We start from the raw sequence: 26,810 nt of genomic DNA, 5'->3' as shown, positions 1-26,810 counted from the left end.
AAAAGGGCCAGCCAAATGAATGGCTGACCCTTCTGCGGTACTGCGTTATTTCAACCGATGGCTTTGGACGCCAACCAGAACAACCCCGCCGACAAGGCGATGGTCGCCGGCAGGGTCAGCACCCAGGCCAGCAGAATGGTGCGCACGGTGCCGCCTTGCAGGCCGCTCTTGTTCGCCACCATGGTCCCGGCCACACCCGACGACAGCACGTGGGTGGTCGACACCGGCAGGCTGAAGATGTTGGCCGCGCCAATCGCGCAGGCTGCGGTGATCTGCGCCGACATGCCCTGGGCATAGGTCATGCCCTGCTTGCCGATCTTCTCGCCAATGGTCAGTACCACACGCTTCCAGCCCACCATGGTCCCAAGGCCCAGGGCCAGGGCCACCGCCAGGATCACCCAGAACGGCGCGTACTCGGTGGTCGCGGTCAGGTCACGACGCAGTTTGTCCAGGTCGGCCTTTTCACGTGCTTCCAGGCCTGGCAACTTGCTGACCTTTTTCGCCGTGTCATCCAGGCACAGCAGGTAACGCCGCACTTCCACGCGCTTCTCGGCAGTCAGCGAATGGTAGTCCGCCACGCCGTTGAGCGACTGCTGCAGCGCGGTGATGGTCGGCTCGGTCTGTTGCGGATTGCAGCTGAACTGCTCCGGCAGGTCACCGGCCTTGGCCTTGCCCAGTGCCAGGAATTCGCCCAGGGTTTCGCTGTTGCGCTGGTAGAACTGGCTCAGGTGCAGGGTCGCGTCACGGGTACGTTCGATCTGGTAGGTAGTGCTGTTCAGGTCCAGCACGAACTGCGCCGGTACGATGCCGATCAGCACCAGCATGATCAGGCCGATACCTTTCTGACCATCGTTGGAACCGTGTACGAAGCTGACGGCCATGGCCGAAATGACCAGTACCAGGCGGTTCCAGAACGGCGGGTGCTTCTTGTCATCGAGCTTGCGGCGCTGTTCAGGCGTTTTGTGCATCTTCGACAGCGGGCGCCACCACTTCAGGCCGATCAGCACCAGCGCGGCCACGGCAAAGCCGGCCATGGGCGAGAGCACCAGCGACATGCCGATGTCGATTGCCTTCTGCCAGTTGACCCCGTCACCCAGTGGAATGTCGTTGAGCAGCGCGTTGGCCAGGCCCACGCCCAGGATCGAGCCGATCAGGGTGTGCGAGCTGGACGCCGGGATGCCGAAGTACCAGGTACCCAGGTTCCACGCGATGGCCGCGGCCAGCAGCGAGAAGACCATGGCCAGGCCATGCCCGGTGTTCACATTGATCAGCAGCTCCACCGGCAGCAGGTGCACGATGGCATACGCCACCCCGACTCCGCCCAGCAGGACGCCAAGGAAATTGAACACGCCGGAAAAGAACACGGCCAGGTGCGGCGGCATGGCTTTGGTATAGATGACAGTCGCTACCGCATTGGCGGTGTCATGAAAGCCATTGATGAACTCGAAGGCGAGCACGAAGGTCAAGGCGAGCAACAGGCTCACCAGTACCCAGGCATCAAGTCCGCTGAATAAATCGATCATGAAGGAATTCTGACCCGGTCATAAGGGGGCGCGATTATGCCAGAAATCCTGGGTAATCGATGCACTAGGTGCTGACCGGTCGGGGCGCTTTTGCGGGGGGGCAGGGCACTGCAGGAGGGGAGGGTAATCGAGAAAGATCGGCAAAAATCAGAAAAAATAACGCGAACGGTCAAGAAAAAACCGATGTTTTCCACGGCTGAATAATTCAAACGACCGTATTAAATTTGTGAGATTACGTAACGGTTTCATCTTCGACGCCGCAAGGGTCGCCCAAGGCACCGTCTTCGTGCCGGTGCCGTGCCCAGGGGCGGGCGCTTTGTCCGAGGGTCAGGGCTCCTGTGGGCTGAGCTCCTTTTCGATCTTTTGCAGTTCCACGGCAAATGCCTGGTCCAGCAGGCTGGCACGTTTGCGCCAGGGTTTGCGTTCGGGGTCTGGTTGGGCGGCGTATGTGGTGACTTCTCCGCCATAAACGTCCTTGTAACGTTGTTCCTGGCGCTCGAGTTCAGCGCGCAGTTCATCTTTCGTCACAGTGTTTCCTGAAGTTGGAGTTGATGCCGATTTCAACACAAGCACGTTTAACCCGACGACAGCGGCACAGGCCATTGTGTCGAGCGTCTATATAAGACGAGGGTGATTGCAGTTGAATGGCTGTTTTACACCTTCTGTCGGGGCCTGTCAGCCCGGCAGAAGCAAAAACGGCCTTGCTGGTGGGCAAGGCCGTGCCTGGGACTTCTACGGTGGGTACCTGACCAGTCTCTCCAAGAAGCCACATGTGGCAGGCGAAAGGTATAAGTAATTGTAGGCATCGGTCAATTGCGATTATCGGCCGATGGTTCGATAATCGCCCAAGTGAAGTTTGCCGAGGTGAGTCATGAGTGAAGAAACAGGGGGCAAGGGCCCAGGCCTGAACGACAACGTGCGCAGCTCTTTCGCTTCGTTGGCGCCGCCCATCGTGGCCTCGCCGGCCAAGCGCATCCAGGCGTTCACCGGCGACCCGGATTTCATGACGTCGCTGGCGCGAGGCCTGGCGGTGGTGCAGGCGTTCCAGGAGCGCAAGCGGCACCTGACCATCGCCCAGATCAGCCACCGCACCGAGATCCCGCGGGCGGCGGTTCGCCGTTGCCTGCACACGCTGATCAAGCTCGGCTATGCCACCACCGACGGGCGCACCTATTCATTGCTGCCCAAGGTGCTGACCCTGGGTCATGCCTACCTGTCCTCGACGCCATTGGCGGTATCGGCGCAGCCGTACCTGGACCGCATGAGCGACCAGTTGCACGAGGCCTGCAACATGGCCACCCTCGAAGGTGACGACATTCTCTACATCGCCCGCTCGGCGACGGTGCAGCGCCTTATTTCGGTGGACCTGTCGGTGGGCGGGCGCCTGCCGGCCTATTGCACCTCGATGGGGCGCATCCTGCTGGCGGCGCTGGACGACGCCACCCTGCACGAATACCTGGAGCACGCCGACCTGCAGGCCAAGACCAGCCGTACCGTGCACGACCCGGCAGCCTTGCTGGAAATCCTCCAGCAGGTGCGCGAGCAGGGCTGGTGCGTGGTCGACCAGGAGCTGGAGCAGGGCCTGCGTTCGATCGCGGTGCCGGTGTACGACGCCTCCGGCCAGGTGCTGGCGGCGCTGAACATCAGTACCCACGCCGGGCGGGTGAGTCGCAGCGAGCTGGAGCAGAAGTTTCTGCCGATCATGGTGGCGGCCAGCCGCGACCTGAGTACCCAGCTGTTCAGTTGAATGCGCCGAGCGGTTCCTGTTCGATAAACGCACAGTCTTGCGTTTATCGAATTGCGCCGCGTCGCGCGCCTTATTAATGTCCCTCGCATCAAGTGGCCCCTGACGGCCTCCAATAATAATGAGCGAGAGAACACCCCATGACCTGCACCCTGTCCTGCTTCAGCCAGTACCTGCCCGCCTGCCGGCTGCACGGTAGCTGACCCTTTCCAAAAGACCCGTACCCGACCGTCTGTGCCGTTCACGCGCGCACCCGCACACTCGCGCGCATCTTCTGGATAAAAACAATGAATAGTCCCCAAGCTGCTGTTGGAAACTGCCTGGATGTGCAGTCGTTCATCAATGCCCAGCCGTTGTCGCGTTACCAATGGCGGGTGGTCATCCTGTGCTTTCTGATCGTGTTCCTCGACGGCCTGGACACCGCCGCAATGGGCTTCATTGCCCCGGCACTGTCCCAGGACTGGGGCATCGACCGCGCCAGCCTGGGCCCGGTGATGAGCGCCGCGCTGATCGGCATGGTGTTCGGTGCGCTGGGCTCGGGGCCGCTGGCCGACCGTTTCGGGCGCAAGGTGGTGCTGGTGGGCGCGGTGTTGCTGTTCGGCGCGTTCAGCCTGGCCTCGGCCTATGCCACCAACGTCGACCAGTTGCTGGTGCTGCGCTTTCTGACCGGCCTGGGCCTGGGCGCCGGCATGCCGAACGCCACCACGCTGCTGTCCGAATACACCCCCGAGCGGCACAAGTCGTTGCTGGTCACCAGCATGTTCTGCGGCTTCAACCTGGGCATGGCCGGTGGCGGGTTCATTTCCGCCAAGCTGATCCCGATGTTCGGCTGGCACAGCCTGCTGCTGATCGGCGGCATCCTGCCGCTGCTGCTGGTGGTGGTACTGATGGTGTGGCTGCCGGAGTCGGCGCGTTACCTGGTGGTGCGCAACAAGGGCACCGACCGGGTACGCCGCACATTGGCGCCGATCGAGCCGGGCATCGTCAACCAGGCTGCCAGCTTCAGCGTGCCGGAACAGAAGACGGTCAAGGCGCGCAACGTGTTCGCGGTGATCTTCTCGGGCACCTACAGCGTCGGCACGCTGCTGTTGTGGCTGACCTATTTCATGGGCCTGGTGATCGTCTACCTGCTGACCAGCTGGCTGCCCACGCTGATGCGTGACAGCGGCGCGAGCATGGAGCAGGCGGCGTTCATCGGTGCGCTGTTCCAGTTCGGCGGCGTGCTCAGCGCGGTGGCGGTAGGCTGGGCGATGGACCGCTACAACCCGCACAAGGTGATCGGCACCTTCTACCTGCTGGCCGGGGTGTTCGCCTACGCGGTGGGCCAGAGCCTGGGCAACATCACGCTGCTGGCGACCCTGGTGCTGATTGCCGGCATGTGCGTGAACGGGGCGCAGTCGGCGATGCCGTCGCTGGCGGCGCGCTTCTACCCCACCCAGGGCCGCGCCACCGGCGTGTCGTGGATGCTGGGCATCGGCCGGTTTGGCGCGATTCTCGGGGCCTGGATGGGCGCCACGTTGCTGGGCCTGGGCTGGAACTTCGAACAGGTGCTGACGGCCCTGGTGATCCCGGCCGCGATCGCGACGGTGGCGGTGGTGATCAAGGGTGTGGTGAGCCACGCTGACGCGACCTGACCGGCTGGCAGTAGCGCCCCTATCGCGGGTCAAGCCCGCTCCCACATGGATCTCCACCGTACCTGTGGGAGCGGGCTTGACCCGCGATGGTTTGTGGATCCTTAGCACAACAACAATACGTTCGATAATCGAACGCTATGGCGATTATCGGATTGTACGGCCCAATGCGCCGCCTTAATCTGAGCTCATGCCGGTGCCGCCCAGAGGCACCTCTGAAACCGCTCTCCAGGAGTCTGCAATGGCTGAAATCCTCTCGCTCCACGACGCCGTGAAGCAGTTCGTCAACGACGGCGACAGCGTCGCCCTTGAAGGCTTCACGCATTTGATCCCGACCGCCGCCGGGCACGAAATCATTCGTCAGGGCAAGAAGGATCTGACCCTGGTGCGCATGACCCCCGACCTGATCTACGACCAGCTGATCGGCGCCGGCTGCGCCCGCAAGCTGATCTTCTCGTGGGGCGGCAACCCGGGTGTCGGGTCGCTGCACCGCCTGCGTGACGCGGTCGAGAAGCAGTGGCCGCACGCCATGGAAATCGAAGAACACAGCCACGCCGACCTCGCCAACGCCTACGTTGCCGGTGCCTCGGGCCTGCCGTTCGCGGTGCTGCGCGCCTACGCCGGCTCCGACCTGCCCAAGGTCAACCCGCTGATCAAGAGCGTGACCTGCCCGTTCACCGGTGAGGTGCTGGCCGCCGTGCCGTCGGTTCGCCCGGACGTCACCGTGATCCACGCGCAGAAGGCCGACCGCAAGGGCAACGTGCTGCTGTGGGGCATCCTGGGTGTGCAGAAGGAGGCCGCCCTGGCCGCCAAGCGCTGCATCGTCACCGTGGAAGAGATCGTCGACGACTTCAACGCGCCAATGAATGCCTGCGTGTTGCCCACCTGGGCACTGTCGGCCGTGTGCCTGGTACCGGGCGGGGCGCACCCGTCCTACGCGCACGGCTACTCCGAGCGTGACAACCGCTTCTACCAGGCCTGGGACCCGATTGCCCGCAGCCGTGAGACCTTCACCGCCTGGATCGACGAATACATTCGCGGCACCGCCGACTTCCCTGCCTTCAAGGCAAAACTGGCCAGCGCTTCGGAGGCTGCACAATGAGCTACTCCACCAATGAAATGATGACCGTTGCCGCTGCCCGCCGCCTGCGCAACGGCGCTGTGTGCTTCGTCGGCATCGGCCTGCCGTCCAAGGCCGCCAACCTGGCACGCCTGACCTCTTCGCCCGACGTGGTATTGATCTACGAATCGGGCCCTATCGGCGCCAAGCCGACGGTACTGCCGCTGTCCATCGGTGACGGCGAGCTGGCCGAAACCGCCGATACCGTGGTGCCCACCGGCGAGATCTTCCGCTACTGGCTGCAGGGCGGGCGCATCGACGTGGGCTTTCTGGGCGCGGCCCAGGTCGACCGTTTCGGCAACATCAACACCACCGTGGTCGGCGACTACCACCAGCCCAAGGTACGCCTGCCGGGTGCCGGTGGCGCACCGGAAATCGCCGGCTCCGCCAAGACCGTGCTGATCATCCTCAAGCAGTCCTCGCGCGCCTTCGTCGACAAGCTCGACTTCATCACCTCGGTCGGCCACGGCGAAGGCGGCGACTCGCGCAAACGCCTGGGCCTGCCCGGTGCCGGCCCGGTGGGCATCATCACCGACCTGTGCATCATGGAACCTGAAGCCGGCAGCAACGAATTCGTGGTCACCTCGATTCACCCGGGTGTGACCCGCGAGCAGATCGTCGCCGCCACCGGCTGGGCGATCCGCTTTGCCGACAGCGTCGAAACCACCGTGGCGCCGAGCGAAGTCGAGCTGACTGCGCTGCGCGACCTCGAAGCGCGCACGGCGGCCGCCCACGGCCAAGTGCCGGGAGAAGCCTGATGCGTGACGTATTCATCTGCGACGCGATTCGCACCCCCATCGGCCGCTTCGGCGGCGCCCTGGCCGGCGTGCGCGCCGACGACCTGGCGGCGGTACCGCTCAAGGCCCTGATCGAGCGCAACCCCACCGTGCAATGGGACCAGCTCGACGAAGTGTTCTTCGGCTGCGCCAACCAGGCCGGTGAAGACAACCGCAACGTAGCGCGCATGGCCCTGCTGCTGGCCGGGCTGCCCGACAGCGTGCCGGGTGTGACCCTCAACCGCCTGTGCGCCTCGGGCATGGACGCCATCGGCACGGCGTTTCGCGCCATTGCCAGCGGCGAGATGGAGCTGGCGATTGCCGGCGGCGTCGAGTCGATGTCCCGTGCACCGTTCGTGATGGGCAAGGCCGAAAGCGCCTACTCGCGCAACATGAAGCTGGAAGACACCACCATCGGCTGGCGCTTCATCAACCCGCTGATGAAGGCCCAGTACGGCGTGGACGCGATGCCGCAGACCGCCGACAACGTGGCCGACGACTATCAGGTATCGCGCGCCGACCAGGATGCCTTCGCCCTGCGCAGCCAGCAGCGCACCGCCAAGGCCCAGGCCGCCGGCTACTTCGCCGAAGAGATCGTGCCGGTGCGCATCGCGCACAAGAAGGGCGAGACCGTGGTCGAGCACGACGAACACCCGCGCGCCGATACCACCCTCGAAGCCCTGGCCAGGCTCAAGCCGGTCAACGGCGCGGACAAGACGGTCACCGCCGGCAACGCCTCGGGCGTCAACGACGGCGCCGCGGCGCTGATACTGGCATCGGCCGAGGCGGTGCAAAAGCATGGCCTGACCCCGCGCGCGCGCGTGCTCGGCATGGCCAGTGCCGGCGTTGCCCCCCGGGTAATGGGCATCGGCCCGGTGCCGGCGGTGCGCAAGCTGATCGAGCGCCTGGGCGTGGCGGTCACCGATTTCGACGTGATCGAGCTCAACGAAGCTTTCGCCAGCCAAGGCCTGGCCGTGCTGCGCGAACTCGGCATTGCCGACGACGCGCCGCAGGTCAACCCCAACGGCGGCGCCATTGCCCTGGGTCACCCGTTGGGCATGAGCGGCGCACGCCTGGTGCTGACAGCGCTGCACCAGCTGGAGAAATCCGGCGGGCGCAAAGGCCTGGCGACCATGTGCGTGGGTGTCGGGCAGGGCCTGGCCCTGGCCATCGAGCGCGTGTAAATCAATGACCTCGCTGCTGCGACCTCCACGCAAGGTCGGGGCAGCGGGGTGATTGTTCTGTGGAACGTGAGTGTTACCGAGTGTGTCTAGACTTCAGACATCCTCCCAGAGTGAATTGCCATGACTTCAATCCATTACACCGGCGAAGAACGCAGCAAACGCATTTTCGCCATCGTCGGTGCCTCCTCGGGCAACCTCGTGGAATGGTTCGACTTCTACGTCTATGCCTTCTGCGCGATCTACTTTGCCCCGGCTTTCTTCCCCTCCGACGACCCGACGGTGCAGCTGCTCAACACCGCCGGCGTGTTCGCCGCCGGGTTCCTGATGCGGCCCATCGGCGGCTGGCTGTTCGGCCGTGTGGCCGACCGCCACGGGCGCAAGAATTCGATGATGATCTCGGTGCTGATGATGTGCGCCGGCTCGCTGGTGATCGCCTGCCTGCCGACCTACGCCAGCATCGGTGCCTGGGCACCGGCGCTGCTGTTGCTGGCGCGGCTGTTCCAGGGCCTGTCGGTGGGCGGCGAATACGGCACCACCGCCACCTACATGAGCGAGGTGGCCCTGCGCGGCCAACGCGGCTTCTTTGCTTCGTTCCAGTACGTGACCCTGATCGGCGGGCAACTGCTGGCGGTGCTGGTGGTGGTGATCCTGCAGCAACTGCTCACCGAAGATGAGCTGCGCGCCTGGGGCTGGCGCATCCCGTTCGTGGTGGGTGCCATCGCGGCGGTGATCTCGCTGTTCCTGCGTCGCTCGCTGGAAGAGACCAGCAGCGCCGAAACCCGCAACGACAAGGACGCCGGCAGCCTCGGCGGCCTGTTCCGCAACCACAAGGCGGCGTTCATCACCGTGCTTGGCTACACCGCCGGCGGCTCGCTGATCTTCTACACCTTTACCACCTACATGCAGAAGTACCTGGTGAACACTGCGGGCATGAGCGCCAAGACCGCCAGCTTCATCATGACCGGTGCACTGTTCCTGTACATGTGCATGCAGCCGCTGTTCGGCATGCTCTCGGACCGCATCGGCCGGCGCACCTCGATGCTCTGGTTCGGCGCCCTGGGCACCCTGTGCACGGTGCCGATCCTGCTTACCCTGAAAACCGTCACCAGCCCGTTCCTGGCCTTTGTGCTGATCACCCTGGCGCTGGCCATCGTGAGCTTCTACACCTCGATCAGCGGGCTGGTCAAAGCCGAGATGTTCCCGCCGCAGGTACGTGCGCTGGGCGTGGGCCTGGCCTACGCGGTGGCCAACGCGATCTTCGGCGGCTCGGCCGAATATGTGGCACTGGGGCTCAAGTCGCTGAACATGGAAAACGCCTTTTACTGGTACGTTACGGTGATGATGGCGATTGCCTTCCTGTTCAGCCTGCGCCTGCCCAAGCAGGCGGCGTACCTGCACCACGATCATTGAGAAGGACCACCGATGAACCAACGTCCGGGCAATCAGCTGTTCGATGCCTACTTCACCGCGCCGGCCATGCGCGCCGTGTTTTCCGACCGTGGCCGGGTGCAGGGCATGCTCGATTTCGAAGCCGCGTTGGCCCGCGCCGAGGCGGCGGTGGGGCTGATCCCGCAGGTGGCGGTGGCACCGATCGAAGCGGCCTGCCAGGCCGAGCGCTATGACTTCGCGGCCCTGGCCGAGGCCATCGCGGTGGCCGGCAACTCGGCCATCCCGCTGGTCAAGGCGCTGGGCAAGGTGATTGCCAGCGGCGTGCCCGAAGCCGAGCGCTTCGTGCACCTGGGCGCTACCAGCCAGGATGCGATGGACACCGGGCTGGTGCTGCAATTGCGCGATGCCCTGGGCCTGATCGAAGCCGACCTGGCGCGCCTGGCCGACAGCCTGGCGCACCAGGCGCTGCAGCATGCCGACACGCCGCTGGCCGGGCGCACCTGGCTGCAACATGCAACGCCCGTGACCCTGGGCATGAAGGTCGCCGGCTGGCTCGGTGCACTCACCCGTCACCGTCAGCGCCTGCAGGAGCTCAAGCCGCGCCTGCTGAGCCTGCAGTTCGGCGGCGCCTCCGGCACCCTGGCGGCACTGGGCAACAAGGCATTGCCGGTGGCCGAGGCGCTGGCCGGGCAGCTCAGGCTGAGCCTGCCCGAGCAGCCCTGGCATACCCAGCGTGACCGCCTGGTGGAGTTCGCCTCGGTGCTGGGCATGATCGCCGGCAGCCTGGGCAAGCTGGGACGCGATGTGAGCCTGCTGATGCAGACCGAGGCGGCGGAGGTGTTCGAGCCTGCTGCGCCGGGCAAGGGCGGCTCGTCGACCATGCCGCACAAGCGCAACCCGGTGGGCGCGGCGGTGCTGATCGGCGCCGCTACCCGTGTACCGGGGCTGGTGTCCACGCTGTTCGCGGCAATGCCCCAGGAGCACGAGCGCAGCATGGGCCTGTGGCATGCCGAATGGGAAACCCTGCCCGAGATCTGCTGCCTGGTGTCCGGCGCCCTGCGCCAGGCCCAGGTGATTGCCGAGGGCCTGGAAGTGGATGCTGCGCGCATGCGCCGCAACCTCGACCTGACCCAGGGCCTGGTGCTGGCCGAGGCGGTCAGCATCGTGCTGGCCCAGCGACTGGGCCGGGACACCGCACACCACCTGCTGGAAGCCTGCTGCAAGCGTGCGGTGGCCGAACAGCGTCAACTGCGCGACGTGCTGGGCGACGATCCGCAGGTGACTGCCGAGCTGTCGGCGGACGAACTCGACCGCCTGCTCGACCCTGCTCATTACCTGGGCCAGGCCCGCGTGTGGGTGGCGCGGGCGGTGGCTGAACACCAACAATTCAAGCGTTGAAGGAGGCCGTTGTGGCTAGCGTACAACTCGCTGATGGCGTACTGAACTACCGGCTCGACGGGCCCGAGGGCGCACCGGTGCTGGTGCTGTCCAACTCGCTGGGCACCGACCACACCATGTGGGACCCGCAACTGCCAGCATTTGCCGCGCATTTTCGGGTACTGCGCTACGACACCCGCGGGCATGGCCAGTCGCTGGTGACCGAGGGGCCGTACAGCATCGAGCAACTGGGGCGTGACGTGCTGGCACTGCTGGACGCGCTGAAGATCGAGCGGGCGCATTTCTGCGGCCTGTCCATGGGCGGGCTGATCGGGCAGTGGCTGGGCATCCATGCCGGCGAGCGCCTGAACCGCCTGATCGTGTGCAACACCGCAGCCAAGATCGGCAACGACGAGGTATGGAACCCGCGCATCGACATGGTGCTGCGCGACCGCGAGGCGGCGATGGTGGGGCTGCGCGACGCCTCCATCGAGCGCTGGTTCACCAAGGCCTATGCGCAGGCCAACCCGGACCAGGCCAAGCGCATCACCGACATGCTGGCGGGCACTTCGCCCGATGGCTATGCGGCCAACTGCGGCGCGGTGCGCGATGCGGACTTCCGGGACCAGCTGGGTGAGATCAAGGTGCCGCTGCTGGTGATTTCCGGCAGTGCCGATGCGGTCACGCCGCCGGCTGGCGGGCGCTTCATCCAGGAGCATGTGGTGGGTGCCGAGTATGCCGAGTTCCAGGCGGCGCACCTGTCCAACGTTGAAGTCGGCGCGCCGTTCAGCCGCCGCGTGATCGATTTTCTGCTGGCCCGCTGAGGAGTAGGTTGTGGACGAAAAAGAACGTTACGAGGCCGGCATGCAGGTGCGGCGTGCGGTACTGGGCGATGCCCATGTGGACCGCAGCCTGAGCAACCTCACCGAGTTCAACGGCGAGTTCCAGGAAATGATCACCCGGCACGCGTGGGGCGATATCTGGACGCGGCCGGGGTTGCCACGCCATACCCGCAGCCTGATCACCATCGCGATGCTGATCGGCATGAACCGCAATGAAGAGCTGAAGCTGCACTTGCGGGCGGCGGCGAACAATGGCGTGACCCGCGAAGAGATCAAGGAAGTGCTGATGCAGAGCGCGATCTATTGCGGGATCCCGGCGGCCAATGCCACGTTCCACCTGGCGGAGTCGGTGTGGGATGAACTGGGCGTCGAATCCCGCGCCTGATCTTCAGGGCCTCTTCGCCAGCAAGGCTGGCTCCTACAGTGTGTGCGTGCCGTTGTAGGAGCCGGCCTTGCCGGCGAATGGGCCTTCAGATTGCCGCCTTTTTCGAGCGACTACCCACCGGCCCCGCATTCGCCTCGATCGACCGCTTCAACTCCCCGCGCAACCCCAGCACGAACGCCATCTCCGCCACCACGAACAACGGCCCCACGATCAGCCCGCTGATGTCGTCCACAAACGCCGGCTTGCGCCCCTCGTAATAGTGGCCGACGAACTGGATCACCCAGCCCACCACGAACAGCCCCAGCCCCGCACCCAGCCACACCAGCGTGCTCTGAACCGCCAGTACCTGCCCGGCCCACAGGCACAAGCCCAGCAACACGCTCATCAGCAACCCGAAGCGGGTGTCCAGGCGCAGGTAGAACCACGCCGACCACAGCGCCACCAGCAATGCAGGCGACAGCCACACCCCGCCCAATGCCATGCCCGGACGCGACAGCAGCACCGTGACTGCCACCACGATCAGCGGGATACCCACGAAGTGCGTGGCGATGTTGCGTGGGTCGCGGTGGTAGGCCGCGTATTGACTCAGGTGCTCGACGAGGCTTTTCATTGTTGTTCCTCCTGTAGGATTGCCCGAGCTTGCCCTGCGCAGGCACCGTCGTCTGTCGGCTAGCCGACAGTGTCACCACGAGGCCCCCGATGAACGCTTCAACCTTGCGCCAGGGTCACTGGTTCAAACAGTTGCCCGCTACCCTGCAGGATAGCCTGCTGCACCTGGCCCGGCCCGTGAGCCTGGAGGCCGGCGCCTGCCTGTTCCAGCGCGGCGACCCGCCTTGCGGACTGTACGCGGTGCTCGATGGCGCCATCCGCATCGGTGCGGTCAGCGCCCAGGGCAAGGAGGCGGTGCTGACCCTGATCGAGGCCCCGCACTGGTTCGGCGAGATCTGCCTGTTCGACGACCAGCCACGTACCCACGACGCCTATGCCGAAGGTGCCACCCACCTGCTGCGGGTGCCCCAGGGCGCGCTGGTGAAATTGCTGGATGCGCAACCGCGTTACTGGCGTGAATTCGCCTTGCTGATGAGCCACAAGCTGCGCCTGGCCTTTGTCGCGCTGGAGCAGCAGAGCCTGATGAGTGCCGCGCCGCGGGTGGCCTACCGGCTGCTGCAGATCGCCGCCGGTTACGGCGAAGTGGAGGGGGCCAGGAGGGTGTTGCAATTGTCCCAGGAGCAACTGGCCCTGATGCTCGCGCTGTCGCGCCAGACCACCAACCAGATTCTCAAGGCGCTGGAGCAGGATGGCGTGCTGCGCCTGAGCTACGGCGAGATCGAGATTCTCGACCCCGCGCGCCTGGCACTGATGGCTAATCCGGCTGGAACGGCGACTGGCTGAGGATCACCCCGGTTTCCTCGACGTACTTCTGCCATTCGCTGAGCAGGGCCTGCAGCTTTGCCGGCTGCGCCTGCGCCAGGTCGTGGACCTCGCCGGGGTCGATGCTCAGGTCGTACAGCTGCCAGGTGGCCGGCCCCACCGGGCCCGGAATGTACACCGCCTTCCAGTGCCCCTGGCGAATCGCCCGGCGCCCGAACAGCTCCCAGCCGGTGACGGTGTGCTCGTCGTGTACCTGCTCGGTCTCGCCCGACAGGTAGCCCAGCCACGACTTGCCGCGCAGCGGCGCCACGTCACGCCCGCGCCAGCGTTTGCCCGGGTGGCGGATGCCGGCCAGGTCCAGCAGGGTCGGGGTGATGTCCATCACGGTGCTGAACTGATGGCTGATCTGCCCCTGGCGCGCCAGTGCCGGGTAGTGCAGCAGGGCCGGTACGCGAATGCCGCCCTCGGTGGTGAAGGCCTTGAACAGCCGCGACGGTGCGGTGGCCGCCTGGGCCCAGTGCGGGCCGTACCACACGTAGGAGTTGGCGCGGCCGATGTTGTCCAGGCTGTTGTCGTAGTGCTGGTCCAGGTAGCTGGCCAGGTGCGGGCCGAACTTGGGGAAGGCTTCGAGCAGCGCGCCCTCGGCACCGTTGTCGGACATGAACAGCACCAGGGTGTTGTCCAGCAGGCCCTGGTTGCGCAGGTAGCCGAGCACCCGGCCGATGTTCCAGTCCATGCGCTCGACCATCGCCGCGTACACCTCCATGGCGCGTGCCGAGCGCTGGCGCTGTTCGTCGCTCAGCGCCTGCCATTGTTCATCCACCGGGTGCGCCTGCACCTCGGCGCCGATCAGGCCCAGGGCGCGCAGTTTTTCCAGGCGCTCCTGGCGCAGCACCTCGGGCCCGGCGTCGTAGCGCCCCTTGTAGCGCGCCACCACCTCGGCCGGCGCCTGCAACGGCCAGTGCGGCGCGGAGAACGGCAGGTAGGCGAAGAACGGCCGGCTCTGGTCGCGCTCCTTGAGGTACTGCAGCAACTTGTCGCCAAAGGCGTCGGAGGAATAGAAGCCTTCGGGTAGCGCTTCGACGAAGGTGTCGTCCTCGATGTACAGCGCCGGGGTCGACTTGAGCAGGCCGGGGGTGTGTTCGTCGTAGGTGGGTTCGAAGCCATAGTGGTTGGCCGCGCCCGGCAGCAGCGCGAACGAACGTTCGAAGCCACGCGCATGTGGCGCCAGCTCGGCCTTCAGGCCCAGGTGCCACTTGCCGCTCATCAGCGTCTGGTAGCCGGCCTCGCGCAGCAGCTCGGGCAGCGCCACCACGCGGTCATTGAGGTAACCCTCGTAGCCCGGCTTGCCGATCAGCTCCGGGGTCAGCGCCTCGGCCATGGTGCCGATGCCGGCGATGTGGTGGTCGGTACCGGTCAGCAGCATCGAGCGGGTCGGCGAGCAGGTGGGCGCGGTATGGAAGTCGGTCAGGCGCAGGCCGGCAGTGGCCAGGGCATCCAGGTGCGGCGTGGCAATTTCGCCGCCGAAGGCACCCAGGTCGGAAAAGCCCAGGTCGTCGGCAACGATGATCAGGAAGTTGGGGCGTTGGCTCATGGTCGGCACTCAGCAGGCAAGGTAGGTCAGGGGCAGGTCGCGGATCTGCTCCACGGCGGGCGGCAGGTAGCGCTTATCGTGGGTCAGTTCGTGCAGCAGGGTTTCGCGCAGGCGGTGGAACGCCAGGCTGGCGCGCTGGCGCGGGTGCGGCAGGTCGACCTCGACGATGCGCTTGATCCGCCCCGGGCGCGGTTCGAGCACCACCACGCGGTCGGCCAGGAATATCGCTTCCTCGACATCGTGGGTTACCAGCAGGGTGGTGATGCGCGCCCGTTCGCGAATGGCCAGCAGTTCGTCCTGCATCTGCTGGCGGGTAAGGGCGTCGAGGGCGCCGAAGGGTTCGTCCAGCAGCAGGATGCGCGGGCTGGCCACCAGCCCGCGGGCAATCGCCACGCGCTGGGCCATGCCGCCCGAGAGCTGGTGCGGGTAGGCCTGGGCAAAGTCTTCGAGGCCCACCAGGCTGATGAAGTCGGCCACCCGCCGGGCGCGCCGGGTGCGCTCCAGGCCCTCGTTGACCAGGCCCAGGTCGATGTTCTCGGCCACCGTCAGCCAGGGGAACAGGCGGTGCTCCTGGAACACGATGCCGCGCTCGCTGCCGATGCCGTGCACCGGCTGGCCGTCGATCAGGATCTGCCCCTGGTACTCGGCGTCCAGGCCCACCAGCAGGCGCAGCAGGGTGGACTTGCCGCAGCCGCTGGCGCCGACGATGGCGACGAATTCGCCGTCGGTGATCTGCAGGTTGAAATCGCGGATCGCTTCCAGTTCGCCGTCGGCCACGCTGAAGCGCTTGCCGACCTGGTTGAAGCTGACCCGTGGGTGAGTGAGTGCGTTCATGCCCGTCTCCAGCGCGTGGCGCGCAGTTCGATGTGTTGTCCGACGGCGCCGAGCAGGGCGCCGGTGAGGCCGACCAGCAGCATGCCGGCCATGATCAGGTCCATGCGCAGCAGTTGCTGGGCGCCGATCATCAGGCTGCCGATGCCGCCGCCGGACGGCATGAAGTACTCGGCGCCGATGGTGCCCAGCCAGGCGTAGATCAGGCCGACCCGCAACCCGGCGAAGATGCCCGGTGCGGCGCCCGGCAGCACCAGCCTGCGCAGGCGCTGGGCACCGCTCAGGCGCAGCACGCGGGCGGCTTCGTCGAGCTGCGCAGGCAGGCTGGCAACCGCGCGCTGGGTGGCGATGAACAGCGGGAAGAATGCCGCCAGGCCGACGAATACCCATTTGGCCAGTTCGCCCAGGCCGAACCAGGCGGTCAGCAGCGGTACCCAGGCGAAGATCGCGATCTGGCGCAGCCCGGCCAGGCTCGGGCCCAGCAGGCGCTCGGCGCGGCGCGACAGGCCCAGCAACAGGCCGAAGGCAAAGCCCAGGCTGCCGCCCAGCAGCAGGCCGCCCAGCGCTCGCCCGACGCTGACGGCCAGCGCGCCGCTCAAGGTGCCGTCGAGCACGCCGGCCCAGGTGCTGTGCACCACCTCCAGCGGCGCCACCAGAATGTTCGCATCGACCCAACCGTACTGGCTTGCCAGTTGCCACAGCACCAGCAGCGCCAGCGGCAGGCCCAGGGCATGCAGGCGCTGCCAGCCACGCAGCGGGCGCACCCGCAGTTGTGCGGTGGCCGGATGCGGCCAGTGCAGCAGGCGCCGGTCGAGCCAGCCCAGGCCGCGGTCCATCAGCAGCCCGAGCACGCCGATCACGGCGATGCACACGAACACGATGTCGAGCATGAACAGTTGCCGTGCCCACACCATCAGGTAGCCCAGGCCTTCGCTGGAGGCCAACAGCTCGACCGCCAGCAGCGAGGTCCAGCCGGCCGCCAGGGCCAGGCGCACACCGGCCAGAAACGCCGGCAACGCAGCGGGCAGGATCAGCCGGCGAACCAGCAGGTGCGTGGGCAGGCGCAGTACCGCCGCCGCTTCGCGCAGGCGCGGTTGGGCATCGCGCACGCCCACCAGGGTGTGCAGGGTCACCGGCACGATCACCGCCTTGACCAGCACCACCAGCTTGAGCACTTCGCCGATGCCGAACAGCACCATGAACAGCGGCACCCAGGCCAGCGTGGGGATCTGCGCCAGGGCGTTGAAAGTCGGCAGTACCAGGCGTTCGGCGCGCTGGCTGAAGCCTAGCCAGGCGCCGAGCACCGCACCGGCCCCGACCCCGGCCACCAGCCCCAGCAGCAGGCGTTGCAGGCTGATGGCCAGGTGCGCCCACACCTCGCCGCGACCCAGTTCCACGGCGCTGTCCCATACCAGCGCAGGCGGTGGCAGTATCTGCTCGCTCATCCAGTGGTTGCGGCTGGCCAGCCACCACACCGCCGCCAGCAGCAGGGGCAGATACCAGGCTTGCAGGCGCTGCCAGGGCAGGCTGCGCAGACGCGGCAGGCCAGGGGCGGGGGCCAGTGAGGAAAGGGCGGTACGGGTCATGCAGGCCTCGCTATTTGTATATTTCTTATGGGTATATGCAGAAGAAATTACATTCGATTGAGCGATAAGAACTGCATTTAAAGCCGCTGACTCGCCGCGCAGCCAATGCATTCGAAGCATATTTTGGTTGTGTGCAATGCATACCCCGCAGGGCCGGGCCTGACAGGCCTTATATGTAATCTGGTTATTAAAATGTAATTTAATAGTATTTAAAGATTGGCATTCGCTATGGGTAGCGTGGCCGCACCATTACAAGGAGCTGTGTGCCATGAACCTGTCGATCAATCGTGTTTTCAGCCTGTTCGCCACCCCCGCACTGGCCGCCGTGATCGGCTGGATGCCGACACTGGCGCAGGGCGCCGAGCTCAAGCAGATCCGCATCGCGGTGCCCGACCTGAGTGCCGGCACCCAGCATTCGGGCGGTGGCATCACCGACGTGCTGCAACAGCAACAGTTGCTGGAGAAAGCCTTCGCCGCCGACGGCATCAGCATCCAGTGGAACTACTTCAAGGGTGCGGGGCCGGTCATCAACGAGGCGTTCGCCAATGGCCAGGTGGACTTCGCCTACCTGGGCGACCTGGCGGCGATCATCGGCAAGGCCAATGGCGTCGACACCCGCCTGGTGGCCGCCACCGCGCGCGGGGTCAAACACTACCTTGGGGTGGTGCCGGGCAGCGGCATCAAGACCCTGCAGGACCTCAAGGGCAAGCGCGTGGCCGTGTTCCGTGGCACCGCCACGCAGCTTTCGTTCGATGCCGCGCTGGCCAGCCAGGGCCTGAGCGAGAAGGACCTCAAGGTCATCAACCTGGATTTCAGCGCGGCCATCGCCGCCCTGGCGGCCAGGCAGATCGACGCCACCTGGGGCTCCACCGGCATCAGTGCGCTGGCCGATCGCGGCCTGGCCGAACTGCCGCTCAATACCCGCGATCTGGGCGGGGCGGGCAATGTGCAGGCGGTGCTGGTGGCCGCCGGTGCCTTCGTCGATGCGTACCCGGCAGTGGTCGAGAAGTTCGTCGCCGCGCAGCAGCCGGCGGTGCAATGGCTGACCGACGATGCCAACAAGGACGCCTACATCCAGCTGGTGTCGGAGCGTGCCAGCTACCCGCCGGCGATCCTGCAGCGTGACCTCAGCCAGGAGCGCCTGAGCGCGGTGTTCGACTCGACCCTGGACCCGGACTTTCTCGCCCGCCTGCAAGCCTCGGTGGACCTCGCCGCGCAGCAACGCCTGATTCGCAAACCGTTCAAGGTCGACCAGTGGCTGGCGCCGCAGGCTACCCGACCAGCGCCTGTGGCGCAGGCTGGCGGTCAAGGTTGATCAGGGTCTCGATCATCGCCCGCGCCGCAGGGGACAGGCGGTAGCCGCTGCGGCTGACGATGCCGCAGCGGGCATTGAAGCTGTCGAGGTTGGCCGGCAGGTTGCGCCAGTGCAGGCGCACCAGTTCGCCGGCCTGCACCGCCGCGCCGTAGGCCTCTTCGCTGCCAATGCCGATGGCATTGGTGCCGAGCACGATCTTGAGCAGGGTGGGTTGGTGCTCGCTCTGGATCTGCGGCGAAAAGTCGGTCTTGCCGCTGAGGTTGGCCAGCAGCTTGCGCACCCCCGGCGGAATCAGCGAACAGGCCAGCGGGTAGTCGAACATGTCGTTGGTCGACAGGCTGTCCTTGGCCAGCAGCGGGTGCCCGGGGCGGCAGAAGAACAGGCCGCGGCGCGGGGTCAGGGCCAGGGTCTGGAAGTTGGGGTCGGCTTCGAAGTGGCGGATGTCGGCGACGAAGAACTCGATCTCTTCGCGGCTCAGCGCCCGGCTGAGCGTTTCCCAGTTTGAAACCTCGAAATGCGTGCGCACCTTGGGGTGGGCGTTGATGAACTGCGCCACCGCCTGCGGCACCAGGTTCACCGCCGGTGCGGGGCCGCAGCCAAAGCGCAGCTCGCCGGCATCGAGCTTGGTCATCTGCTGCACCTCGCTGCTCAGCTGCGCCGCGCCCTGCACCAGGCGCAGGGCGTGCTGCAGCACCACCTGGCCTTCGGGCGTGGGGCGCAGATCCTTGTTGGCGCGGTCCACCAGCACACAGCCGAACTCCTGCTCCAGGCCCTGGATACTGCGGCTGAAGGCGGGCTGGGTGATGCCCATGGCGTCGGCGGCGCGCACGAAACTGCGGTGTTCGGTGAGGGCGATGAAGTAGCGCAGTTGGCGAAGATCCATATGCTTTTCCGGCATTCCAAAAATAGGGCGAAGGTATTTGCCGCCCCGGGAGTCTGGGTTTTAAATGCAAGCTCTTATTCCGTCAATGAAGCACTTGCATATCTGTTAGATCTTATTTGCATATAGATAGCGCCAGAGTTTCATCGGCACTTACCGTGACGCAACCGATGAGGGACGAACCATGAGCAACGCCGCATTTGCCGCAGCACCTGTCAGCCATGCGCTGGAGATTCATCCGGTGGCCGGGCGCATCGGTGCCGAAATTCGTGGGGTGACACTGGGCGCCGACCTGGCCCCGGCGGTGGTGGAGGCGATCCAGGCCGCGCTGGTGCAGCACAAGGTGATCTTCTTCAGGGGCCAGACGCAGCTGGACGACCAGTCCCAGGAAGCCTTCGCGCACCTGCTGGGCGAGCCCATCGCGCACCCGACTGTGCCGGTGCGCGACGGCACCCGCTACCTGCTGGAACTCGATGGCGGGCAAGGGCGTCGGGCCAACTCCTGGCACACCGACGTGACCTTCGTCGAAGCGTACCCCAAGGCGTCGATCCTGCGTTCGGTGGTGGCGCCGGCGTCGGGGGGCGATACGGTGTGGGCCAATACCGCCAGCGCGTACGCCGACCTGTCACCGGCCTTGCAGGCGCTGGCCGAGCAGTTGTGGGCGGTGCACAGCAACGAGTACGACTATGCCGCGACCAAGCCGAACGTGAGCCTCGAGCAGTTGGAGAACTACCGCAAGGTGTTCACTTCGACGGTGTACGAGACCGAGCATCCGGTGGTGCGAGTGCACCCGGTGAGCGGTGAGAAGCACCTGCTGCTGGGGCATTTCGTGAAGCGCATCAAGGGCTATTCGAAGGCCGATTCGGATCACCTGTTCAACCTGCTGCAGAGCCATGTGACGCGCCTGGAGAACACCGTGCGCTGGCGCTGGCAGGCCGGGGACGTGGCGATCTGGGACAACCGCGCGACCCAGCATTATGCGGTGGATGACTACGGTACCCAGGGGCGCGTGGTGCGCCGGGTGACGCTGCAGGGGGATGTGCCGGTGGGGGTGCAGGGGCAGCGTAGCCGCACCATCAAGGGGCAGGATGTGGGCTGATGGGGCTGGCCTCATTGCGGGTCAAGCCCGCTCCCACAGGAGTTCGGTGATCCTTGTGGGAGCGGGCTTGACCCGCGATGGGCTGCAACGCAGGCCCGAAGGTCAGAGAAAGCTGATCGGGTAGCTGACGATCAGGCGGTTCTCGTCGAATGCATTGGTGCTGAAGTCGCGGCGCATGGTCGAGTTGCGCCATTTGAACGACAGGTTCTTCAGGCTGCCGGACTGGATCACGTACGCCAGCTCCGATTCCCGCGCCCATTCCTTGCCGTTGCTGACCACGGCGGTGTGCACGTTGTCGCCCTTGATGTAGCGGTTCATCAGGGTCAGCCCCGGCACGCCAAGCCCGGCGAAGTTGAAGTCGTGACGCAGCTGCCAGGAGCGCTCCTTGGCATTGTCGAAGCTGGCGTTGTAGCTGTCGTTGGCCAGGGTGCCGCCACTGGTGCCGTTGACCCGCATCCACAGGTCGTCGCCGCTGACTTTCTGCAGCCCCACGTAGAAGGTGTTGCTGCCATAGCGTGCCGAAAGCAGCGCCGAGGCGGTGCGGTTGTCGAGCTTGCCGGCACGCTCGGCGCCGTCTTCCTTGCCGATGAAGTAGCCCAGGTTGGCGCCCAGGGTCCAGTCGCCCAGCGGCTGGCTGTGCACCAGGTTGATGTATTGCTGGTTGTAGATGTCCTTGAGCTGGGCGTTCCACACCCCGACCAGAGTGCGCTTGTCGTTGAAGGTGTACTCGCCACCGGCAAAGTTGAAGCGGTCGGAGGTGATACCGGCGCGGCCGTTCATGGACATGTCGTCCATGCTCGCGTCGTTGCGCGGGCTGTTGCCGCGAAATTGCCCGGCATACAGGGTCAGGCCGTCGATTTCCTGGGAGGTCAGCTGGCCGCCGCGAAAGGTCTGCGGCAGCGAGCGGCCGTCGTCCGAACGCAGGATCGGCAGTACCGGCATCCATTCGCCGACCTTCAGCTCGGTCTTCGAGACCTTGGCCTTGAGCGCCACGCCCAGGCGTCCGAAGTCATCGGCCGGGCGGCCGTCATCGTGTACCGGCAACAGGTGCGTGCCGGCGGTACCCTTGCCGCCGTCGAGCTTGACCGAGTACAGGCCCAGCACGTCGACGCCGAAGCCGACGGTGCCCTGGGTGAAGCCGGACTTGGCGTCGAGGATGAAACTCTGGGTCCATTCCTCGCCCTTGCCCTGGGGGTTGGCCGGGTCGACGAAGTTGCGGTTGATGTAGAAGTTGCGCAGGTTGAGGCCAACCTTGGCGTCTTCGACAAAGCCCCCTTCGTCGGCCAGGGCGGGCAGGGCGCAGCTTATGGCAAGCAGGCCGGGGAACAGGTGACGTGCGGGCTGGAAAGTGTTCATCGTTAGGGCGTCTCTTGTTTTTATGTTGGGGCGATGGCGGATGGATGGTGCTGTGGCAGGCAGGAGGGAATCAATTCGTTACAGGCGGAATTGGGCGATAACCGAACACTAACTGTCTGGTTACTTTTGGTAGGGGCAGGCTTGCAGGCACAAAAAAGCCCACCGCGAAGGGTGGGCTGTTGTGTCGCCACGCTATCGAATCAACCCTTGGGCGACTCGATCGACGCTTGCTGGCGGGCATCACCGGTGCGCTCGTACCAGCCGCCACCGAGGGCCTTGTACAGGTTGACCTCGCTGACCAGCTGCGACAGCCGGTCGCTGATCAGGGCCTGTTGGGCACTGAACAGGTTGCGCTGGGCATCCAGGAACGTCAGGTTGCTGTCGATACCGATACGGTAGCGACGCTCGGCGAGGCGGTAGTAGTCCTGGTTGGCTTCGACCAGATCACGCTGGGCCTGCAACTGCTCGTTGAAGGTCTGACGCGCCGCCAGCCCATCGGAGACTTCCTGGAAGGCAGTCTGGATGGTCTTTTCGTACTTGGCGACGTTGATGTCCTTCTGGATCTTCGAGTAGTCCAGGCTTGCACGCAGGCTGCCGGCGTTGAAGATCGGCAGGTTGATCTGCGGCTGGAACAGCCAGGTGCCCGAGCCGCCCTTGAACAGCCCGCCCATGTCGGGGCTCAGGGTCCCGGCGTTGGCGGTCAGGCTGATGCTCGGGAAGAACGCTGCGCGCGCCGCGCCGATGTTGGCGTTGGCGGCCTTGAGCAGGTGCTCGGCCTCCTGGATGTCGGGACGACGCTGCAGCACGTCCGACGGCAGGCCGGCCGGCACGTCGGCCAGCAGGTCGCTGTCGAGTTTCATGCCGTTGGGCAGGTTCGCCGGCACGCCGGTGCCGACCAGCACGGCCAGGCTGTTCAGGTCCTGCGCCACCAGGCGCTGGTACTGGGCCAGCTTGACCCGTGCGCCCTCGACCGAGGTACGCGCCTGGCTCAGGTCCAGAGCCGAGGCCACGCCGACTTCGCTGCTGCGACGGGTCAGGGCATAGCTCTGCTCGTAGGTCTTGAGCGTGTCTTCGGTGAGCGTCAGCAGCTCCTTGTCGGCCTGCCAGGTGAAGTAGGCGTTGGCCACGCTGGCCACCAGGCTGATCTGCGTGGAACGACGCGCCTGTTCACTCGACAGGTAGGTTTCCAGGGCCTGCTCGCTGAGGCTGCGCACCCGACCGAACAGGTCGAGTTCGTAGGCACTCACGCCCAGGGTGGCCGAGTACTGGCTGTTGATGCTCGACTCGCCGGTCTGCGAAACGTTGGCCGGCACCCGCTGGCGGCTGCCGCTGCCGGTGGCCGAGACCGCCGGGAACAGGTCGGCCCGCTGGATGCGGTACTGCGCCCGGTAGGCATCGATGTTCAGCGCGGCGACCCGCAGGTCGCGGTTGTTGACCAGCGAGGTCTGGATCAGTTGCTGCAGCGCCGGGTCATGGAAGAACTGGCGCCAGCCCTGTTCGGCCGCAGCCACGTCGGCCGACTGGGTCGGCGAGTAGGCCGGCCCTTGCGGCCACTGGGCCGCCACCGGCGACTCGGGGGTCTGGTAATCAGGGATCAGCGAGCAGCCACCGAGAATGAAGGCGGTGACTGCCAGGGACAACAGGGACTTACTCATTGCCCGGCCTCATAGCGTGGGGTTTCAGGTTTGGCGTCCTCTTCTTCGGGCTTCTTGCTACCGAACAGCGACGACACGCTTACGAAGAACAGTGGTACCCAGAAGATCGCCAGTACCGTTGCGGTGATCATGCCGCCGATCACACCGGTACCGATGGCGTGCTGGCTGCCGGAGCCTGCGCCGGTGGCGATGGTCAGCGGCACCACGCCCAGGATGAACGCCAGCGAGGTCATGATGATCGGACGCAGACGCATGCGGCACGCCTCGATCGCCGCATCGACCAGGCTGCGGCCCTGCTCGTGCAGTTCCTTGGCGAACTCGACGATCAGGATCGCGTTCTTCGCCGCCAGGCCGATGGTGGTCAGCAGCCCCACCAGGAAGTACACGTCGTTGGACAGCCCGCGCATGCTGGCCGCCATCAGTGCACCGATGATACCCAGCGGCACCACCAGCACTACCGCGATCGGGATCGACCAGCTCTCGTACAGTGCCGCCAGGCACAGGAACACCATCAGCAGCGACAGCGCGAACAGTGCCGGCATCTGCGAGCCCGACAGCTTCTCTTCGTACGACATGCCGGTCCAGGCGAAGCCGACACCGGCTGGCAATTGCGCCGCCAGGCGCTCGACCTCGGCCATGGCCTCACCGGTACTGTAGCCAGGGGCTGGCGCACCGAGTACTTCCATTGCCTCGACACCGTTGTAACGCGACAGCTTGGGTGCACCGTAGCTCCACTCGCCGCTGGCGAAGGAAGAGAACGGCACCATCTCGCCGGCGGCGTTGCGCACGTACCACTTCTGCAGGTCTTCAGGGCTCATGCGCGAATCGGCAGTGCCTTGCAGGTAGACCTTCTTGACCCGACCACGGTCGATGAAGTCGTTCACATAGCTGGCACCCAGGGCGATCGACAGGGTGTTGTTGATATCGGCGATGGTCACGCCCAGGGCACTGGCGCGTTCGTCGTCGATGGTCAGCTGGTATTGCGGCTCATCGTTCAGGCCGTTCGGACGTACCTGGGTGAGGATCTTGCTCTGCGCGGCCATGCCCAGGAACTGGTTGCGCGCTTCCATCAGCTTGTCGTGGCCGACGCCGGCGCGGTCCTGCAGGAACACGTCGAAACCGGTGGCGTTACCCAACTCCAGTACGGCCGGCGGGGCGAAGGCGAACACCATCGCGTCGCGGAAGCTGAAGAAGTGCTGTTGGGCACGGGTTGCCAGGTTGAACACGCTGTTTTCGGCAGAACGTTCACCCCACGGCTTGAGCATGATGAAGGCCATGCCCGAGCTCTGGCCGCGGCCGGCGAAGTTGAAGCCGTTCACGGTGAACACCGAGGCCACTGTGTCGGACTCCTTGTCCAGCAGGTAGGCGCGCATTTCGTCGACCACCGCCTGGGTGCGTTCGGCACTGGAGCCGGCCGGGGTCTGCACCTGGGCGAACAGTACGCCCTGGTCTTCCTCGGGCAGGAACGCGGTAGGGATGCGCATGAACAGCCACACCATGCCCACCACGATCAGGATGTAGGCCAGGAAGTACGGGGCCTTGTGACGCAGGATGTTGCCCACGCCGCGCTCGTAGCTCTGCACGCTGCGGTCGAAGTTGCGGTTGAACCAGCCGAAGAAGCCACGCTTGGCGGTATGGTGCTCGCCTTTCTTGACCGGCTTGAGCATGGTGGCGCACAGCGCCGGGGTGAAGATCAGCGCGACCAGCACCGACAGGCCCATGGCCGACACGATGGTGATCGAGAACTGCCGGTAGATCACGCCCGTGGAGCCGCCGAAGAACGCCATCGGCAGCAGTACCGCCGACAGTACCAGGGCGATACCGACCAGGGCACCCTGGATCTGGCCCATGGACTTCTTGGTCGCCTCCTTGGGTGACAACCCCTCTTCGGACATCACCCGCTCGACGTTTTCCACCACCACGATGGCGTCGTCCACCAGCAGGCCGATGGCCAGGACCATGGCGAACATGGTCAGGGTGTTGATGCTGAAGCCTGCTGCGGCAAGGATGCCGAAGGTGCCGAGCAATACCACCGGTACGGTCATGGTGGTGATCACGGTGGCGCGGAAGTTCTGCAGGAACAGGTACATCACCAGGAACACCAGCACGATCGCCTCGATCAGGGTGTGGATCACCCCACTGATCGATTCGGTGACCACAGGCGTGGTGTCATACGGGAACACCGCCTTCATGCCAGGCGGGAAGAACGGCTCCAGCTCGGCGATGGTGTTGCGCAGTGCCTTGGCGGTGTCCAGGGCGTTGGCCCCGGTTGCCAGCTTGATCGCAAGGCCGGAGGCCGGCTTGCCATTGAACTGTGCGCTGACGCTGTAGTTCTCGCCCCCCAGGCTGACGTCGGCGACATCGCCCAGGCGGACCTGGGAACCGTCACGGTTGACCTTGAGCAGGATCTTCTCGAACTGCTCGGCGGTCTGCAGGCGGGTCTTGCCGATGATGGTGGCGTTGAGCTGCGTGCCGGGCAGGGCAGGCAGGCCGCCCAGCTGACCGGAGGACACCTGCACGTTCTGCGCGGCCACGGCGGTCTTGACGTCCACCGGGGTCAGCTGGAACTTGTTCAGCTTGGCCGGATCGAGCCAGATACGCATGGCGTATTGGGCACCGAACACCTGGAAGTCACCCACACCGGCGGTACGCGAGATCGGGTCCTGCATGTTGGAGACGATGTAGTTCGACAGGTCGTCCTTGGTCATGCTGCCGTCTTCGGACACCAGGCCGATCACCAGCAGGAAGTTCTTCACTGCCTTGGTCACGCGGATACCCTGCTGCTGCACTTCTTGCGGCAACAGCGGGGTGGCCAGGTTCAGCTTGTTCTGCACCTGGACCTGCGCGGTGTCAGGGTTGGTACCCTGCTCGAAGGTGGCGGTAATGGTCATGCTGCCGTCCGAGTTGCTCTCGGACTGCACATAACGCAGGTTGTCGATACCGTTGAGCTGCTGCTCGATCACCTGGACCACGGTGTCCTGCACGGTCTGCGCCGAGGCGCCCGGGTAGGTCACGGCGATGGCGATGGCCGGCGGCGCGATGCTCGGGTACTGGTTGATCGGCAACTTGACGATCGACAAGGCCCCGACCAGCATGATCACCAGGGCGATTACCCAGGCAAAGATGGGGCGATCGATAAAGAATCTCGACAT

22 protein-coding genes are annotated in these 26,810 nt (G+C 65.4%); 12 read left to right on the top strand and 10 right to left on the bottom strand.

Annotated elements, in window-relative coordinates; translation table 11 throughout:
• Window positions 1-50: 50 nt before the first annotated feature.
• Together DN388_RS02630 and DN388_RS02625 are read right to left on the bottom strand one after the other, a co-directional pair.
• Window positions 51-1,523 carry an inorganic phosphate transporter gene (locus tag DN388_RS02630; protein ID WP_043862134.1) on the bottom strand — a complete coding sequence of 491 codons (1,473 nt, stop codon included), beginning with the start codon at window positions 1,521-1,523 and terminating at the stop codon, window positions 51-53.
• 327 nt (window positions 1,524-1,850) lie between these two features.
• Complete coding sequence (locus DN388_RS02625; protein WP_043860747.1) at window positions 1,851-2,051, bottom strand: hypothetical protein; 201 nt, start codon at window positions 2,049-2,051, stop codon at window positions 1,851-1,853.
• 343 nt (window positions 2,052-2,394) lie between these two features.
• Here DN388_RS02625 and pcaR point away from each other — a divergent pair, with 343 nt between their 5' ends.
• The 9 genes from pcaR (at window position 2,395) to pcaC (ending at window position 11,971) form a co-directional block, all read left to right on the top strand.
• Window positions 2,395-3,270, top strand: coding sequence for a pca regulon transcriptional regulator PcaR (pcaR, locus tag DN388_RS02620; protein WP_173925037.1), 876 nt, complete (start codon window positions 2,395-2,397; stop codon window positions 3,268-3,270).
• Between the two features lie 284 nt (window positions 3,271-3,554).
• Window positions 3,555-4,901, top strand: coding sequence for an MFS transporter (locus tag DN388_RS02615; RefSeq protein WP_043860748.1), 1,347 nt, complete (start codon window positions 3,555-3,557; stop codon window positions 4,899-4,901).
• Between the two features lie 238 nt (window positions 4,902-5,139).
• On the top strand, window positions 5,140-6,000 hold the full coding sequence (locus DN388_RS02610; protein ID WP_254996592.1) for a CoA transferase subunit A: 861 nt from the start codon (window positions 5,140-5,142) through the stop codon (window positions 5,998-6,000).
• A complete protein-coding gene (locus DN388_RS02605) occupies window positions 5,997-6,776 on the top strand; it encodes a CoA-transferase subunit beta (RefSeq protein WP_254996591.1) in 780 nt (259 codons plus the stop codon). Before DN388_RS02610 ends, DN388_RS02605 begins: the two co-directional genes overlap by 4 nt.
• Complete coding sequence (gene pcaF / locus DN388_RS02600; RefSeq protein ID WP_173925075.1) at window positions 6,773-7,978, top strand: 3-oxoadipyl-CoA thiolase; 1,206 nt, start codon at window positions 6,773-6,775, stop codon at window positions 7,976-7,978. The genes DN388_RS02605 and pcaF overlap by 4 nt, the downstream gene beginning before the upstream one ends.
• Window positions 7,979-8,098: 120 nt before the next feature.
• Window positions 8,099-9,388 carry an MFS family transporter gene (locus DN388_RS02595; RefSeq protein ID WP_054914806.1) on the top strand — a complete coding sequence of 430 codons (1,290 nt, stop codon included), beginning with the start codon at window positions 8,099-8,101 and terminating at the stop codon, window positions 9,386-9,388.
• A 12-nt stretch (window positions 9,389-9,400) separates the two neighbouring features.
• On the top strand, window positions 9,401-10,765 hold the full coding sequence (locus DN388_RS02590; RefSeq protein WP_254996590.1) for a 3-carboxy-cis,cis-muconate cycloisomerase: 1,365 nt from the start codon (window positions 9,401-9,403) through the stop codon (window positions 10,763-10,765).
• Window positions 10,766-10,776: 11 nt separating this feature from the next.
• Window positions 10,777-11,568, top strand: a complete 792-nt coding sequence (gene pcaD / locus DN388_RS02585) for a 3-oxoadipate enol-lactonase (RefSeq protein ID WP_054914805.1) — start codon at window positions 10,777-10,779, stop codon at window positions 11,566-11,568.
• Between the two features lie 10 nt (window positions 11,569-11,578).
• The gene (gene pcaC / locus DN388_RS02580) at window positions 11,579-11,971 is read left to right on the top strand and encodes a 4-carboxymuconolactone decarboxylase (protein WP_043860755.1); all 393 of its coding nucleotides are present in this window, start codon (window positions 11,579-11,581) and stop codon (window positions 11,969-11,971) included.
• 85 nt (window positions 11,972-12,056) lie between these two features.
• Here the strand turns inward: pcaC and DN388_RS02575 are convergent, their stop codons facing one another.
• Complete coding sequence (locus DN388_RS02575; protein WP_196932600.1) at window positions 12,057-12,581, bottom strand: DUF962 domain-containing protein; 525 nt, start codon at window positions 12,579-12,581, stop codon at window positions 12,057-12,059.
• An 89-nt stretch (window positions 12,582-12,670) separates the two neighbouring features.
• Here DN388_RS02575 and DN388_RS02570 point away from each other — a divergent pair, with 89 nt between their 5' ends.
• Window positions 12,671-13,363: a Crp/Fnr family transcriptional regulator gene (locus DN388_RS02570; protein WP_058540908.1), complete on the top strand. Its 693-nt coding sequence runs from the start codon at window positions 12,671-12,673 to the stop codon at window positions 13,361-13,363.
• Here DN388_RS02570 and DN388_RS02565 read toward each other — a convergent pair.
• Genes DN388_RS02565 through DN388_RS02555 form a run of 3 tightly spaced genes read right to left on the bottom strand, consistent with a single transcriptional unit; the run spans window position 13,335 to window position 17,353 of the window.
• Window positions 13,335-14,936: an arylsulfatase gene (locus DN388_RS02565; protein WP_254996589.1), complete on the bottom strand. Its 1,602-nt coding sequence runs from the start codon at window positions 14,934-14,936 to the stop codon at window positions 13,335-13,337. The two genes, DN388_RS02570 and DN388_RS02565, sit on opposite strands and share 29 nt — an antisense overlap.
• A 9-nt stretch (window positions 14,937-14,945) precedes the next feature.
• The gene (locus DN388_RS02560) at window positions 14,946-15,770 is read right to left on the bottom strand and encodes an ABC transporter ATP-binding protein (protein WP_254996588.1); all 825 of its coding nucleotides are present in this window, start codon (window positions 15,768-15,770) and stop codon (window positions 14,946-14,948) included.
• The gene (locus DN388_RS02555; RefSeq protein WP_210014877.1) at window positions 15,767-17,353 is read right to left on the bottom strand and encodes an ABC transporter permease; all 1,587 of its coding nucleotides are present in this window, start codon (window positions 17,351-17,353) and stop codon (window positions 15,767-15,769) included. The genes DN388_RS02560 and DN388_RS02555 overlap by 4 nt, the downstream gene beginning before the upstream one ends.
• Window positions 17,354-17,621: 268 nt before the next feature.
• Between DN388_RS02555 and DN388_RS02550 the strand changes: the two genes are divergently transcribed.
• Window positions 17,622-18,668, top strand: coding sequence for an ABC transporter substrate-binding protein (locus tag DN388_RS02550; RefSeq protein ID WP_043860761.1), 1,047 nt, complete (start codon window positions 17,622-17,624; stop codon window positions 18,666-18,668).
• On the opposite strand, the gene DN388_RS02545 is transcribed toward DN388_RS02550, so the two are convergent.
• Window positions 18,625-19,551, bottom strand: a complete 927-nt coding sequence (locus DN388_RS02545) for a LysR family transcriptional regulator (RefSeq protein WP_088515518.1) — start codon at window positions 19,549-19,551, stop codon at window positions 18,625-18,627. The two genes, DN388_RS02550 and DN388_RS02545, sit on opposite strands and share 44 nt — an antisense overlap.
• Window positions 19,552-19,732: 181 nt before the next feature.
• On the opposite strand from DN388_RS02545, the gene DN388_RS02540 reads away from it, so the two are divergent.
• Window positions 19,733-20,647, top strand: a complete 915-nt coding sequence (locus tag DN388_RS02540; RefSeq protein WP_254996587.1) for a TauD/TfdA family dioxygenase — start codon at window positions 19,733-19,735, stop codon at window positions 20,645-20,647.
• Between the two features lie 102 nt (window positions 20,648-20,749).
• Here the strand turns inward: DN388_RS02540 and DN388_RS02535 are convergent, their stop codons facing one another.
• From DN388_RS02535 to ttgB, 3 genes are all read right to left on the bottom strand, one after another.
• Entirely contained in the window at window positions 20,750-22,003 is a 1,254-nt protein-coding gene (locus DN388_RS02535) for an OprD family porin (RefSeq protein WP_043860764.1), read from the bottom strand.
• A 200-nt stretch (window positions 22,004-22,203) separates the two neighbouring features.
• Window positions 22,204-23,658, bottom strand: a complete 1,455-nt coding sequence (locus tag DN388_RS02530) for an AdeC/AdeK/OprM family multidrug efflux complex outer membrane factor (RefSeq protein ID WP_043860765.1) — start codon at window positions 23,656-23,658, stop codon at window positions 22,204-22,206.
• Window positions 23,655-26,810: a multidrug efflux RND transporter permease subunit TtgB gene (gene ttgB, locus DN388_RS02525; RefSeq protein WP_043860766.1), complete on the bottom strand. Its 3,156-nt coding sequence runs from the start codon at window positions 26,808-26,810 to the stop codon at window positions 23,655-23,657. The genes DN388_RS02530 and ttgB overlap by 4 nt, the downstream gene beginning before the upstream one ends.

Source organism: Pseudomonas sp. S12(2018) (assembly GCF_024355235.1).
In the GTDB taxonomy this organism is placed as follows: Bacteria; Pseudomonadota; Gammaproteobacteria; order Pseudomonadales; family Pseudomonadaceae; genus Aquipseudomonas; species Aquipseudomonas palmensis.
Note: the sequence above shows the minus strand (reverse complement) of the source record. Positions and strands in the feature narration are given on the sequence as shown.